This is a genomic window from Kiloniella sp. (assembly GCF_048259265.1).
Lineage (GTDB): Bacteria > Pseudomonadota > Alphaproteobacteria > Kiloniellales > Kiloniellaceae > Kiloniella.
On record NZ_JBLXHT010000006.1, the window covers coordinates 152657 to 167480 of the forward strand.

The 14824-nt window shown below is 44.9% G+C and carries 15 protein-coding genes; 10 read left to right on the forward strand and 5 right to left on the reverse strand.

Annotation, left to right across the window (positions count from 1 at the left end; translation table 11 throughout):
- Positions 1-14 precede the first annotated feature (14 nt).
- Positions 15-836, forward strand: coding sequence for an outer membrane lipoprotein-sorting protein (locus ACN0QW_RS11525; protein WP_417431621.1), 822 nt, complete (start codon positions 15-17; stop codon positions 834-836).
- 12 nt (positions 837-848) lie between these two features.
- Positions 849-2153: a hypothetical protein gene (locus ACN0QW_RS11530; RefSeq protein ID WP_417431623.1), complete on the forward strand. Its 1305-nt coding sequence runs from the start codon at positions 849-851 to the stop codon at positions 2151-2153.
- 139 nt (positions 2154-2292) lie between these two features.
- Here ACN0QW_RS11530 and ACN0QW_RS11535 read toward each other — a convergent pair whose 3' ends face one another.
- Both ACN0QW_RS11535 and ACN0QW_RS11540 read right to left on the reverse strand, forming a co-directional pair.
- A complete protein-coding gene (locus tag ACN0QW_RS11535; RefSeq protein ID WP_417431625.1) occupies positions 2293-2724 on the reverse strand; it encodes a VOC family protein in 432 nt (143 codons plus the stop codon).
- Positions 2725-2843: 119 nt separating this feature from the next.
- Entirely contained in the window at positions 2844-3719 is an 876-nt protein-coding gene (locus ACN0QW_RS11540) for a class I SAM-dependent methyltransferase (protein WP_417431627.1), read from the reverse strand.
- A gap of 153 nt (positions 3720-3872) precedes the next feature.
- Between ACN0QW_RS11540 and ACN0QW_RS11545 the strand changes: the two genes are divergently transcribed.
- The 3 genes from ACN0QW_RS11545 (at position 3873) to ACN0QW_RS11555 (ending at position 6503) form a co-directional block, all read left to right on the forward strand.
- A complete protein-coding gene (locus tag ACN0QW_RS11545; protein WP_417431629.1) occupies positions 3873-4823 on the forward strand; it encodes an ArgK/MeaB family GTPase in 951 nt (316 codons plus the stop codon).
- Positions 4820-6046, forward strand: coding sequence for a Card1-like endonuclease domain-containing protein (locus ACN0QW_RS11550; RefSeq protein WP_417431631.1), 1227 nt, complete (start codon positions 4820-4822; stop codon positions 6044-6046). The genes ACN0QW_RS11545 and ACN0QW_RS11550 overlap by 4 nt, the downstream gene beginning before the upstream one ends.
- Before the next feature lie 124 nt (positions 6047-6170).
- Positions 6171-6503, forward strand: coding sequence for a DMT family transporter (locus tag ACN0QW_RS11555; RefSeq protein ID WP_299377191.1), 333 nt, complete (start codon positions 6171-6173; stop codon positions 6501-6503).
- Between the two features lie 11 nt (positions 6504-6514).
- Here the strand turns inward: ACN0QW_RS11555 and ACN0QW_RS11560 are convergent, their stop codons facing one another.
- Together ACN0QW_RS11560 and ACN0QW_RS11565 are read right to left on the reverse strand one after the other, a co-directional pair.
- A complete protein-coding gene (locus ACN0QW_RS11560) occupies positions 6515-7036 on the reverse strand; it encodes a GNAT family N-acetyltransferase (protein ID WP_417431633.1) in 522 nt (173 codons plus the stop codon).
- Positions 7033-7926 carry a YgfZ/GcvT domain-containing protein gene (locus ACN0QW_RS11565; protein WP_417431635.1) on the reverse strand — a complete coding sequence of 298 codons (894 nt, stop codon included), beginning with the start codon at positions 7924-7926 and terminating at the stop codon, positions 7033-7035. Before ACN0QW_RS11565 ends, ACN0QW_RS11560 begins: the two co-directional genes overlap by 4 nt.
- Before the next feature lie 182 nt (positions 7927-8108).
- Between ACN0QW_RS11565 and ACN0QW_RS11570 the strand changes: the two genes are divergently transcribed.
- Both ACN0QW_RS11570 and ACN0QW_RS11575 read left to right on the forward strand, forming a co-directional pair.
- Positions 8109-9077, forward strand: a complete 969-nt coding sequence (locus tag ACN0QW_RS11570; protein WP_417431637.1) for a glycosyltransferase family 9 protein — start codon at positions 8109-8111, stop codon at positions 9075-9077.
- Between the two features lie 30 nt (positions 9078-9107).
- Entirely contained in the window at positions 9108-9917 is an 810-nt protein-coding gene (locus ACN0QW_RS11575) for a glycosyltransferase family 2 protein (RefSeq protein ID WP_417431639.1), read from the forward strand.
- Between the two features lie 88 nt (positions 9918-10005).
- On the opposite strand, the gene ACN0QW_RS11580 is transcribed toward ACN0QW_RS11575, so the two are convergent.
- Positions 10006-11031, reverse strand: coding sequence for a glycosyltransferase family 9 protein (locus ACN0QW_RS11580; RefSeq protein ID WP_417431641.1), 1026 nt, complete (start codon positions 11029-11031; stop codon positions 10006-10008).
- Between the two features lie 456 nt (positions 11032-11487).
- Here ACN0QW_RS11580 and ACN0QW_RS11585 point away from each other — a divergent pair, with 456 nt between their 5' ends.
- The 3 genes from ACN0QW_RS11585 (at position 11488) to ACN0QW_RS11595 (ending at position 14731) form a co-directional block, all read left to right on the forward strand.
- Positions 11488-12534 carry a glycosyltransferase gene (locus ACN0QW_RS11585; RefSeq protein ID WP_417431643.1) on the forward strand — a complete coding sequence of 349 codons (1047 nt, stop codon included), beginning with the start codon at positions 11488-11490 and terminating at the stop codon, positions 12532-12534.
- Positions 12531-13877 carry a dihydroorotase gene (locus ACN0QW_RS11590; protein WP_299377204.1) on the forward strand — a complete coding sequence of 449 codons (1347 nt, stop codon included), beginning with the start codon at positions 12531-12533 and terminating at the stop codon, positions 13875-13877. Before ACN0QW_RS11585 ends, ACN0QW_RS11590 begins: the two co-directional genes overlap by 4 nt.
- A 155-nt stretch (positions 13878-14032) precedes the next feature.
- Positions 14033-14731, forward strand: a complete 699-nt coding sequence (locus ACN0QW_RS11595; protein ID WP_417431645.1) for an MOSC domain-containing protein — start codon at positions 14033-14035, stop codon at positions 14729-14731.
- The last annotated feature ends 93 nt before the right edge of the window (positions 14732-14824 follow it).

Sequence of the window (14824 nt, forward strand, 5' to 3'; positions counted from 1 at the left end):
TTGGAGTTTTTATTATGAGTAAAAAATTACTATCGACTGTTTTCTCGCTTTCTCTTGTGGCTTTTTCTTCTGGTACAGCGCTTTCGGGCGCTGCACTGGCTGATGAAGCGGCAGATATTGCAAAGGGAACAGAGATTGCCGAAGAATGGGACCGTCGCGATTGGGGATTTGGTGATACTGAATCCCACATGGAAATGCAGTTGGAAAACCGCCATGGTGACAAGTCTATCCGTGAAATGCGTCAAAAAACGCTGGAAGTACCCGGCAATGACGTTGGTGATAAAAGTCTGACGATTTTTGATAAGCCTCGGGATGTTAAAGGTACTGCTTTCCTCAGTTTTGCAAAGATCTTTGATCCGGATGATCAATGGATGTACTTGCCAGCTGTTAAACGTGTGAAACGTATTTCTTCCAAAAACAAATCTGGGCCGTTCTTGGGATCGGAGTTTGCGTATGAAGATCTATCTGCGCAGGAATTGAAAAAATATACCTACAAATGGTTGCGCGACGAACCGTGTGGTGAACTTCAATGTGCCGTGGTTGAACAAACGCCAACCTATGAAAATTCTGGCTATACCAAAATGATCACATGGTATGATCTGTCTGAGTATCGCCAACAGAAAATTGATTACTATGACCGTAAAGGTAAGTTGCTTAAAACGCTGACGTCGTCTGAATTTAAGCAACATCTGGATAAGTATTGGCGCCCATATGACATGTATATGGAAAACCACCAGACAGGTAAAAAGACACGTCTCGTCTTTTCTAAAATTGAGTTCCAAAAAGGACTTGAAGATAGTGAGCTTACCAAAAATACGCTCAAACGTGTGAGATAAGAAAGTTCAGAGATGAGATCGCGTTTCATACTTTTTAAAAAAGTGAAGCTGGTCAAGTTGGCAGTCCTGGTTATTGTAACTGGGGCCGTCGCATTGGGGGCGTCAATTCTTTCTGCCGTATCAGCCAGTCAGGCTCAGGCTCAGGAACAGGCTGATGAGGAAGAAAGCGAATTTTACTGGGAATATTCTGGTGCCGCGAATTTGGACCTTAGAGTGTTTCCTGATTCCGCTTTGCACAGTGGGCAACGGGATCAGCATTTAAATCCATCTATTGCGCTTGAACCAGAATTCCTGGTGGAATGGAATGATGGTGATGATCGTATTGATTTCAAACCGTTCCTTCGACTAGATGCACAGGACAGTGAGCGCAGACATGGTGATATTCGCGAGTTGAAATATCAACATATCGGTGATGGTTGGGATTTAAAAGTCGGTGCCGATAAGGTTTTTTGGGGGGTTACGGAATCCCGTCATCTGGTCGATATTATCAATCAAACTGATGCGGTTGAAGATGTTGATGGCGAAGATAAACTTGGTCAGCCAATGGTTAATCTGGGTATCCAGAATGACTGGGGTGATTTCAATATCTTTGCTATGCCTTATTTTCGGGAACGTACTTTTCCTGGTCGTAAAGGACGACTTAGGTCTTCGATGACCATAGATACTGATAACGCTGAATATGAATCTGATATGGAAGAATTCCATCCAGATTTTGCGTTGCGTTATTCGACTGTTCTCGGGGATTGGGATTTGGGGCTGGCTCATTTTTATGGCACCAGCCGTGAACCGCGATTTGTTGCGCGTGCTGATGGCAACGGCCAGCCAAAGCTGGTCCCATTCTACGATATTATTAACCAAAGCTCGATTGATGTTCAGGCTACTTTTGATGAATGGCTCTGGAAGGGTGAAGGGATCTATCGACGGGGACAGGGGGATGACTTCCTCGCCTTCTCTGGTGGCCTTGAATACACTTTCTTTGGGATTATTGGTGATGCCGGAGATTTAGGATTGCTGGCAGAATATCATTATGATGGACGGGATCAGGACGAAGCTCCGGGTGCTGTGCTGGACGATGATATCTTTGTTGGCGCGCGTATAACTCTGAACGATGTCGAAGATACAGACTTTCTGGCGGGGGTTATTATTGATCGCCTAAGCCATGCGCGTAGTTTTTCCATCGAAGCCGATCGTCGTTTGAGCGATAGATGGACAATTGAAGCCGAGTTACGGATTACAGATGGGCTAACGGATAAAGAACTTCAATATGACGTTCGCCGGGATGATCACCTTCAAGTTCGTCTAAGCTATTATTTTTAGATTTAGAGTTCATTCTGCGCTTTCGGATATTTCTATTCCCCGATAGGTTCCGTCCGAAAGCAAAGAAGAAAGGGCCGCATTTTGCGGCCCTTTTTGTCTGTAATGAAGAAACATAAAATTTCGCTTTGGGATAAGATTCTCAGGTTGCGAAGAGTTCCTTTTCAATGTTTTTGAAACCCTTGAATTCCAGTGCATTGCCCGAAGGGTCCGTAAAGAACATAGTGCCTTGTTCTCCGGCTTCACCTGCAAAACGAATGTAAGGTTCGATAATAAAATCATCGATGATATCGCGCATACGGTCTGCCAGTTCTTGCCAGTCTTGCATCTGTAGGACAACACCACAGTGGGGAACGGGGACACCGTGACCATCAACGGCATTGCGAATTTGCCCAACTGATCCGTCTTTACCCAATGTTTCGTCCAGATGAACAACGAACTGATGACCGAACATATTGTAATCTATCCATTTGTCGCTACTGCGACCTTCGGAAAACCCCATTTTTGTGCCATAAAATTCTCTGGCTTCGGCAATGTCGCGAACAGGTACTGCAATATGGAAAGGTGTTAGCATTTTTATGCCTTTTCTTTGTTTTAAATTGTGGGTTTTTAACTTGTTGAATATTCAGTGGCAGAAATGCCAGATCTTGATGTTGTACGTTTACTGTTGTTTTAAGTGATACAAAGGGTCAATCACCCTTTTCTGAAGACGCCCTGAATGACAGAGATTTTATTTAACGCTAGGTTCTTTTTCAAATTCTTGGCGCGTTCGGGGAAATCTTTACCAATAAAGAGTGTCGGGTTTAGCGCCTTTGACAGTTTGTTTTGATCACTGGTTACAGCGTTGTAGTTATGAAACCACAGGTGAGTTTCGGCGGTAACATCCGTCCAGATTTCCCGGTGAAATTCTAAATCCTTTAAGGTGTCCCGAATGACTTCTCCGGCAACGAGGTGGTTGTGTTCGGGTTGGCTTGCCCAAGGAACAGGCAGATGTATTTGTCGATCTTCATCCGTTTCTAAATTGTCATTGGAAAATATATCGTGAAACAGAAAGGTTCCACCGGGTTTGAGAACGCGTTTGATTTCTGCATAAAAAGCCTGTTTATCAGCAACATTCATTGATGTGTGTTGTGTCCAGACCGTATCAAAATAATTGTCATCATAGGGCATGTCGCATGCATTGCCGTGAGTGATCTGGATACGATTATCAAGCCCGCACAAGCGGTTTAGTAAGACGGCTGTTTCGCAAAAATCTTTTGTCAGATCAATGCCATGAACCTTGCAAACAAATCTTTCGGCAATGAAACGGGCCGGGCCACCGATGCCACAGCCAATATCCAAAAGTTTCGATCCGGGATGCGCGGATAGATATTCACTCAATTCCTGCGTTGAGGCGCGACCTCTGGAATGCAGGTGGTCGAAAACAGAGAAATCTTTTGCACTGAAGAGTGGCTTTTGGGCACTGTTCTCTTCGCTGTTTACAGAAGCGATATCCACTTGAAGCAAGCTTGCAACCTTTTCGGCAAGATTACTTTCGTCACCATATTGTATCCCTTGTTCGTCTATCATCCCTAGCCTTATTGGTCATTTTTATTTCGGGGTGTTTTTTTATTCTAGGAATTTATAATGAAATAAGCAAAGGGCGTCATTATTTAATGCTCACCCAAAGTGGTTTTGCTAGCATTGTATTTTGTGGATCAGGACTAAAGGGCAAATTGGATCATGAAAGAGTGTGTGATACCGGATCTGACAACTTTGCAGGACGGCGGTAAGCTGGCTTTCTCTCGTGCTCTTTCGGGACTGGAACAGTCATATGAAATGATGTTGCCTCTTTTAAGTGAATGTTATGGTCAACCCCGTGCTCAGGTCATCGGCGTTACAGGGCCGCCGGGTGTGGGCAAATCGACTTTATTGTCTGAAATGATTACCCGCTATCGTCAGGCCAATTGGACCGTCGGGGTGATTGCAATTGACCCGTCGTCTAAGCAGTCCGGTGGGGCTTTCTTGGGGGATCGGGTACGCTTTTCTACTGATCCGGATGATCAAGGGGTCTTTGTACGATCAATGGCTGCGCGACAACGGTTGGGCGGTTTGTCTGACCATACGGTTGCTGCGATGGTTTTAATGCGTGCTGTATTTGATATCGTTTTGATCGAGACTGTCGGGGTTGGTCAGTCTGAAACCGATGTTTCAAGTGTTGCGGACACAATTGTGTTTTGCGTTCAGCCGGGATCGGGTGATTCACTACAGTTTATGAAAGCTGGTATTGCAGAGATTCCTGATATTGCATTGGTGACCAAAGCCGATTTGGGAAAGGTCGCAGAAAGAGCCAAGGCCGATTTGCGTGGTGCTTTATCGCTGGCTGTAAAACGCAAGGATCAGTGGGACGTAAAGATTTTATCGCTATCATCTTCTAATGTGGATGACGTACAGGCGTTTTTATTTCTTCTGGATGAACACTATAAATGGATGAAAGAGACGGGTGAACTTGCAACGAGGCGCAAAAAACAAGCGAAGGAATGGTTGTTTGAAGGCTTGAGGGACAATTTTGGAACTAAGGGAATAGAGTTCATTCAAAAGAATGATCTCCTTCCTGAGCAGTTGGACGGTGTTTCACCCTTTGATTTGTTGGGTGTAATGGGGGCAAAACTCGATTTTGCGCTCAGCGCATGACAGATACTCAAACAGGGCCTGTGCATATCTGTTTGGTGTCTGATACCAGCTTACCAAACTTAAATCCGGCCCTTGCCGACATCGCAGATAATGATTTTTTCCCGCCAAAACGTGTTTTGTTGTTGTGTGATAATCGTCATCTTGATCAAGCCAGATACCTTAAGGAAACGTTGGTGGGGCATGGACTTGTTGTGGATATACACACGATCGATGACGGCATTGACCCCGTTGATATGTCATATCTTATTGGACAAATTTCAGTTGTTTTTGAAACGCTCTCACCAGAAGAAAAACGATCAACGGTTTTGAATGCATCTGGTGGGGGAAAAGCATTAAGTCTGGCCGCGGTGTCCGTTTTCATGCGGAATCATTTACCTGCATTTTTGGTAGACGCGCGTAACGACCGGATTGTATGGCTAAATGGTGAGGTGGGGAATACAGTTGATATTCCCGATAATGCCTTACTTGAAGACGTGTTGTCTGGGAATGGTTTTAAAGTTGTCGCGCCAAAACCAATACGGCATGCGCTGGATAAACGCCAGATGTTGTTAGGTCGTAAAATGGCGGACAATGTGAAAAATTTTTCGTCGGTCATTGGGGCTTTTAATGGATATATGAGCCGGGCAAAAGAAAACGAGGGCTATTATCGGGCTGGCCCTGTTTCGCATAAATTAATGAAGAACCCGGATTTTGAGCAAATGGTTGATTATTTCTGTGAGACCGGACTGGTGGAATGGAAAAAGAAGCACTTGGTGTTCAGAGGGTTAGAGGCAGCAAGGTTCCTTAGAGGAGGTTGGTTCGAATTATTCGGGTATGGTGTTGTCAATCAGCTGAAACGAGACTGGGCAGAACAGAACTATCCCGTTCAGATCGGGGACATTGCCTGTGGCCTGAACATTGAGTCACCAACTGGTTCGCGAAACGAAATCGATATCGCATTTCTTTGTAATAACCGGCTTTACCTCGTTGAATGTAAAACGGGTTACTTTAATCCACGCTCTCACCCTTCCGGACCTTCAAGCACCATGCTTTACAAACTTGACTGGTTAAAAGATTTAGGGGCACCGGCAAGTAAGACAGCGATTTTCAGCTATCGTTCTTTACCTGATCATGATCTGGAGCGGGCAGAGCAAATGAACATCGATGTTGTCGCTGGGGCGCCCGATATTATGAATTTGAGAACCTTTCTCGAAAACTGGATCGAAGTGCCAGCTGCAAGCTAGTTCTATAGATCATTTTGTGATCTAAGTAATGGCGAACGTTCATTCGGGTGTTTCATACCGAGTGTTTCCTCTTGGTTGCTTTGTATATTCTTATACGGCTCTTTATTCTTTTTAGGCGAAATTTATGTCTGTTTATTGGATTTTGGCAATTGCCATTGCAAGCGAAGTCGTTGCGACACTTTCTTTAAAAGCTGCTGATGGTTTCACTAAGCCTTTGCCAACGACCATTTCTATCGTTGGTTATTTAATCGCGGTATATCTTTTGTCCATAATAACCCGGCAACTTTCGATTGGCGTGACCTATGCGGTGTGGTCCGGCGCAGGGATTGTTCTTACTGCGGGTCTCGGCATGGTGATATATGGCGAAAAAATGGATCTTGCTGGCGTTGTCGGCATTGGCATGATCATTGGTGGCGTGTTGATACTTAATTTAGTTTCAAGTGCTTCGGGGCATTGATACAACTTTGTTCAGTAGATAGCTAAGCGGTAGCAGAATTCTTCTGTATTACTTTTGTCTGATAATTTTCGGATCGTTTTCTGTTTTGTAAAGCCGAGCTTGTTGTACAATTGATGTGCTTTTGTAAATCGTGTGTCAGTCCAAAGAAATAGTTCCGCGACATTTCTTATAATTGCTTCCTGAATAACTTCTTTCACAAGATATTGTGCAAGGCCATATCCCCGATAATCAGAGCAAACATAAAGTTTTTTTAACTCCATAGAATGAGCTTTTAAATAATCAGGATCTGATTGTGTGAAACCGCAAACTGCGATTAATCTTTCAGGCTCTATTGAGGTACTAACTCCAAGAAACTGGCCGTTATGAAGTTTAAAGTAAGACGCAGGTTTTAAAAGATCTGACTCTTCTTGGATATCAAATATAACGCCACGATCTGCGTATTCTTCATAACATGACTTTACCAAGTCAATTAGAGAAGAGGCATCATTATCTGTTAGGGTATTTTGCTTGAATTTTTGATCAAGCTTACTCATGCGTCGATTTCTATCCATTCCGGAAGCAGGGGTGTCACATTTGCAGCGTCGCAAAGTAGCTGATCAGAGCCAAGAGCATCGATTTTTAGGGTCGCCAAGCCCTGATTGCCGTATACAGACCTGAGGATACCGACATTTTTGCCCGCAATTGTAATATCTGTCCCTATCTCGGGTATTGGGCCAGTTAGTTTGACAGGGACAAGACGTTTTTTGATCAGGGCGCGATATTTGGTTCGGGCTGTGAGTTCTTGCCCGATATAGCACCCTTTGTCCCAATCGATGGCACCGAGTTCATTAAAGCCGTTTTCCAATAAGATTGATTTCTCGATTTCAAGGTCGCGGCTACCATCGGGAACGCCAAGTATAACTCTTATCTGGTCATACGTCTCTAGTGTGCTTTTTATAAGGTCGTATTTTTCTATAAACTTTGAAAGGTTTTCTGTAGGAATAATGGCTCTTGCGCCCATAGCTTGATGACGAGGATCAATGTAAACACAGCCACCTAAAATTTCTTTACTGGCGCCTTTGTTTTTTGGAAGTCCTAACGTCTCAGATAAATCAGGACCTTGTATGGCAAGGACCGTGTATTGATCATCTGTTGGCTCAAGTGTGGCTTTTGAACGCATCTTATAAAGCTTCATACGTCGTAACAGATCGGGCGCCCGATCTTTTTCACAATCAAGTAGAAGCCCGCCTTTTGGAGGTGCTGTTACAAAAAATTCGTGCAAAAATTTTCCCTGTGGCGTCAATAAAGCTGACCACACCGACTTTTCTGGCGTTACCAAGCTTATATCCTGAGTAACGACTGCTTGTAGAAAGGGGACAAGGTCTTCACCATCCAGTTTCAGGACGGTGCGGTGTTCAAGTATTGTCGCGGCAGTGTTACTCATTTTTTCTTCAATCTCTGTAAATAGTTGTCTGATGAAGACAGCATCTGAACGGTTTGTCAGGATCGTCACCTAACTTGAGTCATATAGTATGATATATAAGGTGTTAGAAGTGTTGATGAAAGAGTAAGCTTGCTATAAATCATCTACACTTGATTTACTCACTCACTGTTGGAACGACTGCGTTGAGAATTCTTTTTATTACGTCTAACCGGATTGGCGATGCCGTTTTATCTAATGGTGTTTTACAGGCGATGTTGGATCAATATCCGGGTGCAAAGGTGACCGTTGCCGTTGGGCAAGCGTCTGCCTCTTTGTACGAGGCTGTGCCCGGACTGGAAGAAATCATCGCGTTTAAAAAACAGAAGTACCATGCTCATTGGTTAAAGCTATGGGCGCGTTGTGCGAAAAAGCGTTGGGACGTTGTCGTTGACATGCGGGGAACTGGCATTAGTTATTTCCTCTGGACCCGCCGCAGGTTGGTTAACTCTGCCAAGGATGACAAGGTTCATCGTATTGTTGAGCTTTCTAAGGTCCTGAATAGTATTGAGCCACCGTCCCCTGTGGTTTGGACTGACGACAGCCACAATCAAAAAGCTGTAGAGTTGGTTCCTGAGGGATCAAAAATTCTGGCCGTAGGTCCCGCTGCTAACTGGAGTGGTAAACAGTGGCCTGTGGAAAATTTCATTGAATTGATTGATGCTCTCACAGGTGCAAAGGGCGTACTTCCGGACGCACGGCTTATGGTCTTGGCGGCACCTCACGAGCGTGAACAGATTAAATCTGTGTTGTCGGCTTTACCGCCAGAGAAGGTTATCGACCTGATAGGTTATGACTTGGTGACGGCTGCGGCTTGCCTGAAGCGGAGTGATCTTTTTGTTGGTAATGATTCCGGGCTTATGCACCTTGCTGCGGCGGCAGGGGTTAAAACACTGGGATTGTTTGGGCCTAGCCCCGAATGGCGTTATCATCCCTGGGGGGCCGATTGTGCGTGTATTCGGACGCCTGAAGGATATTACGAGATGACGCACCATCCCGATTTTGACTATAGCCATGGTGTCGAAAGTTATATGAAAACGTTAACGTTGGATATGGTTGTCAATGCCGCTGCTGAATTATACAACCGTGGCAAGGGTAATGCAGATAACTCTTGAGATTTAATCAAGTTAAGTAACGGAAAATAGATGTCTTCAGTCGCTTCTTCTTCGCTAAATAATAAAGTTGATATTCAATTATCTGCGTTGCTGGTTATTCATAATGAAGAGGCGCGTATTCGTGATTGTCTCGAACGGGTTAAGTTCTGTGACGAAATTGTTGTCGTTCTTGACCGCTGCACTGATGGATCAAAAGATATTGTTCTGGAATACACGGATCGTATCGTTGAAGGTGCTTGGCCGATAGAGGGCGATCGGCGAAATACGGGTAATGATGCATGCCGCGGGCAGTGGGTTCTCGAAATTGATGCGGATGAGCATATTACCCCTGAATTGGCCACGGAAATTAGATCTACCATACAAAAGAACGATGCCGATTATTTTTTAATTCCGGTGGATAATTATGTCGGTGGTAATCTTGTAAGATATGGATGGGGGGCACAGTTTGGCAAAGCTTCAGCTTCTTGTTTATGTCGTAAGGGTATCAAACGTTGGGGAAAAGAACGGGTTCATCCTAAGTTGCATTGGAAAGAAGGTGCGCGCCGGGGCATCAAGTTACAAAACAGATTGGTGCACTATGTCGATGACAACATATCCGATATGATCCGGCGTTTTGATTCCTATACAACAGCGAGAGCAAAAGATTTACTAGATAACGGTGACATCGGAACCATGCCACATAATGCTCGTCGTATCGTAAGTCGGTTTTGGCGCTGTTTTATCAGCCGAAGGGGCTATCGTGAAGGGGGCTACGGTTTTCTTATCGCAACTTTTGCGGCGCTTTATCCCATGGTTTCCCATATCAAAGCTCGATACGAGGCTGATCGCTTGAAGTCGTAATTTTTGACGCCACAATTATGGTCTTTTTTGGTGTCGTAATTTTGGGAATTATTTTATTCAATTGGTGCCTTTGGAAGTTGTTAAAAGTTTAATCTGTGTTGATCGCGGGAAGAGCAGCTGCGACCTTCTCAAGTTCAAGGTCCTGTAAGTTACCTTCCTGAATTATCTCCACATTGGGACCGATGGGAGAAATCTTGTCTGGATCCGAGGCATGGGAGAAGAGAACAATAACGGGACAGCCCGAAGCGGAAATCAGATGCATGGGGCCAGTATCATTGCCGACTGAAAATTGAGCTTTTCTGGCGATAACGCCGATTTGTTCAAGGCTGGTTTTTCCACAGAGATTAAGGGCTGCAGAACAAGTCTGTTTGATCTGGTCACATTCTAGGCGCTCTGCTTCAGTTCCGATAAGAACGGGTGTGATTCCTAAATGCGTCATGTGATCTGCCAACTCGGCATAACGTGCTACAGGCCATCGTTTTTCTGGCCGGTGTGGGGCGCCACCGGGCACAAGTAAGGCGTAGGATCTTGGAAGAGCCAAATCTTCGATATCAGCTTTGATGAAAGATAAATCAGGTAGGTGTACATCTGTAATGCCAGCCGTTTTAAGCTGTTCTTTTTCACGAACGGCGATGTGGAAAACACCGTTGTCAGGTTTTTCGTAATAGTGTGAACAGCCCCGAACGTTGCCGACCCATTCGGGTTTCTTAGTTGGGAAAAGCTTGTAATAAAATCCCGTGCGTTCGTTTCGTTGCAGATCATAAACACGGTCAAATTTGAAAGAACGCAAGGTTTTGCGCAGTCTTAGAATAGAGGGGATTTCATATATTTTGGGCTTACTGTCCATCAATACAGAATTAAAACAGCCACTGGCTTTGGCTAATGCGACATAGGGTTTTGTTGTGAGCAGTGTTATGTCTGCATCAGGGTGGTAGGCTCTGATGGCCTGAAATGACCTGATAGAGAGAATGAAATCTCCAAACGCAGAGAGCTTTATCACCAAAACACGTTTAGGGCTTGCGGATGCTGGCACCGTTTCTCCGACACTGGTTGTATCGTCATTAGCGACGAGGTCGGGGTCTTCGGTTGTTATTTCAGGGCGTTCAATAGTCACGCTTTTACCATGTAAGTTTGTTTGTTCAAACACACTGTTAATCTGGTTTGTATAAATATTATCGTAAGGGCAGGGCTTTGCCCGTTTTTATGCCGCGAGTTCTCTTTAGAGGCAAAAATTATTCTATCAACCATAACATATGTTAATAATAAAGGGTGTAATCGGAAAATAACGTTATGAAAACCTTATAGTGTAATAGCTTAGCTGAATTTGTTGTTTGGTCATATATATTTTGGGCTAAGCCGCAATTTGGTCACAAAAATTCTTTTTTAATAGTCCTATATATTATTTCTGATTTATTGCCGGGATACAGTTTGTTTTTAGGGGAAATTCCTTTAAACAGGAGGCAGTTTAACCTTAGTTTCTATAGACATTATTTTTAATACGAACGCATACATGTTTCGAAAAGTTGTCTGTTAGATTTAAGCGCAGATTGAGGCAAGGAGTGATAACAAGGTGAAAATCCTATTGGTATTAGGTGCCGGGGGTGAAGGTGGTGCAGAAACCTTTTATACTCATATGGCGCTTGCTTTTCATCGTGCTGGTATTGAAACTCATGCTGCTCTCAGACAGAATGATAACCGTGTTAATCTGTTTAAAGCTGCGGGTATTGAGACGCAAGTTCTTCCCTTTGGTAAACTTTTTGATTTCAAAACTAAAAAGGGGCTAAAGCAGAAGATTAAGGCTTTTCAGCCTGATGTGGTAATGACCTTTATGAACCGGGCTACGTCCCTTTGCCCCAAGGGTAATTTTCTACATATTGCCCGGTTGGGTGGTTATTACAAGCTCAAGAATTATAAGAATTGTGACCATTTGATTGGTAACACCAAAGATATTGTAGACTATCTAACTTCTGTAGGATGGCCCGCTGAACGATCTCATCATGTTCCAAATTTTGCCTCGGTAGAAACCGATGCTTTACCCGTAAGCAGAGCAGATCTGAACACACCTGATGATGCGACTGTGTTGTTGGCTTTGGGACGGCTGCATGAAAACAAGGCCTTTGATATCTTGCTGCGGGCTGTGGAAATTGAAACCCGCCCTTATGTATGGATAGCTGGGGAAGGTCCCTTGCGAGAAGAACTGGAAACGCTTGCAAAAGAACTTGGAGTGTCTGATCGGGTTCGCTTCTTAGGGTGGCGCAATGACCGTGGTGCATTGTTAGCGGCGGCTGATATCTGTGTTTTCCCTTCGCGGTTTGAACCTTTTGGGTCTGTGATGATCGAAGCGTGGGCTACAAAAACACCCCTAGTGACAACCCGTACAGCCGGCCCGGAAGAAATGGCCACTGACAATCATGATGCACTTATGGTACCTGTTGATGATTATAAGGGAATGGCCGCGGCTATCACGCGGATGATGGATGAAAAAGGTCTGGCCGAGTGCTTGACGGCAGCTGGTTTTAAGACCTTTGAAAAAGATTATACTGAAGAGGCATGCGTGCAAAATTATATAAGCCTCTTTGATAAACTATTAGCGCAAGAAAAAAGGATTGCTTCATGAGCGAAAGCTACGACCTGATCATTAAGGGCGGTGATGTTGTCACGCCCAACGGGACCGAGAAAATTGATGTCGGTGTGAAGGGTGGGCGCATTATTGCTCTCGGTAATCTTGATGGTGCGACGTCAAAGGAAGAATATGACGCGACGGGGCAACATGTTCTTCCGGGTGCCATTGATACTCAGGTTCACTTTCGCGAGCCTGGGCTTGAGCATAAAGAAGATTTGGCTTGTGGTACGGCGGCTGCGGCATTGGGTGGTATCGTTGCTATTTTTGAAATGCCAAATACAAACCCCAATACGCTTGGGCCTGTTGAGCTTGCGGACAAATTGGCCCGGTGTGAAAACAGAGCTTGGACGGATCATGCTTTCTTTATCGGGGCTGCCGAAGAGAATGTGGATGAGCTTGGTGAACTGGAAAAACTTCCGGGTTGTGCAGGGATCAAGATTTTTATGGGTTCCTCTACGGGAAGTCTTTTGGTCGAAGAAGAAGGCCTGCTGGTTGAGGTCCTGAAAAACGGAACCCGCCGCTGTCCTGTACATGCCGAAGATGAAAACCGTTTAAGAGAGCGTTTTGCGCTGGTGCGTGATGGCGCCGAGCCGACGATGCACCCGATCTGGAGAGACCCGGAAGCGGCTGTTCTGGCAACAACCCGCATCTGTCGCCTTGCGCGTCAGACTGGTCGTCGTGTTCATGTGCTCCACATCACCAGTAAAGATGAAATGCCGATCCTTGCGGCAAACAAAGATCTGGTGACCGTTGAAACCACCCCGCAGCATCTGACGCTTAGCGCACCGGAGTGTTATGAAAGACTTGGAACATTTGCCCAGATGAACCCGCCAATTCGAGATGAAGAACATCGTCTTGGCCTGTGGGAAGGCATTCGTACTGGTATTGTTGATGTGCTTGGATCAGATCATGCCCCCCATACACTGGAAGAAAAGCAGAAACCGTATCCTGCATCGCCATCCGGTATGCCGGGCGTACAGACGTTGATGCCTTTGATGCTGGATCATGTGAACAAAGGTAACCTGTCGTTGGAACGATTGGTTGACCTGACGTCGTCTGGTCCGGCCCGCATCTATAATATTGCGGGTAAAGGACGCATTGCTTGTGGTTTTGATGCTGATTTCACGATTGTTGATATGGACAAGAAAGAAACCATTACCAAAGATTGGCTGGCATACAAATGTGGCTGGTCTCCTTTTGAAGGCGTAACGGTTAAGGGATGGCCAATGGCAACGATTATTCGTGGGGCTGTGGTTATGAAAGATGGCGAGTTGATTGGTGACCCACAGGGGAAACCTGTTCGGTTTACCGATACCGAACCAGCCAAAAATGCTTGATCCAAAAGCACCAAAAATGATGTTGAAGTAATGTTGTTATTACAAAGGCCTGGAACTGATTTCAGGCCTTTGTTTGATTTTGTTTTAATAGGGCGCTTTTAACTAAGTTCTAACCGGCCTTATAATGCTGACTTTCAAAGTTGAGACCTAAGCCTATGGCCAATCCAAGTTATATTCTCGAAAATATTTTGACAGGGAAATCTGTTCCTTTTGGTCCTAAGGGGCAACCCAGTGCTATTGGAAAAAAACCTGTCTCAGGCAGACTAGAGATCACCAGTCTTGGTTTTACCGATGATGAGCAAGCCGACCCAAGACATCACGGTGGGCCAGAAAAAGCACTTCATCATTATGCGCGAGATCATTATCAGACTTGGCTTGATCAATACCCGGATATTAATCCTAATTCTTTAAATGTTGGCGGGTTTGGGGAGAATATTTCTACTACTGGGGTACAGGAAAAGGATGTCTGTATTGGAGATATTTTCAAGCTTGGTTCGGCGACGGTTCAGATCTCGCAGGGGCGTCAACCATGTTGGAAGCTTAATGTGCGGTTTTCTTATCCCAAAATGGCTGTTGTTGTTCAAAAATCGGGGCGAACCGGATGGTATTACCGTGTTCTGGACGAAGGGGCTGTTCAGCAAGGAGAGCAGCTAACCTTGATAGAGCGTCCTAATCCGGAATGGACTTTAGCGCGTATTCAAAAGGTTCTCTATGTGGATACTCTTAATAAGAGAGATTTACAGTCGCTTTCTTCCTTGAAAGAGTTGGCCGAGAATTGGCAAGCACTAGTCCAAAAACGTTTATCCCGTTTGGAAGTCGAAGATTGGAGCAGGCGCTTGGAAACGCCTGATTAAATCGTAACCGCGTGACTGTAGCCTGTCGGCGGACCCAGCTATGCTTTGTCGAAATCAATGCAAAATTTTATTGCTTTGGGTGGCTCTTATAAA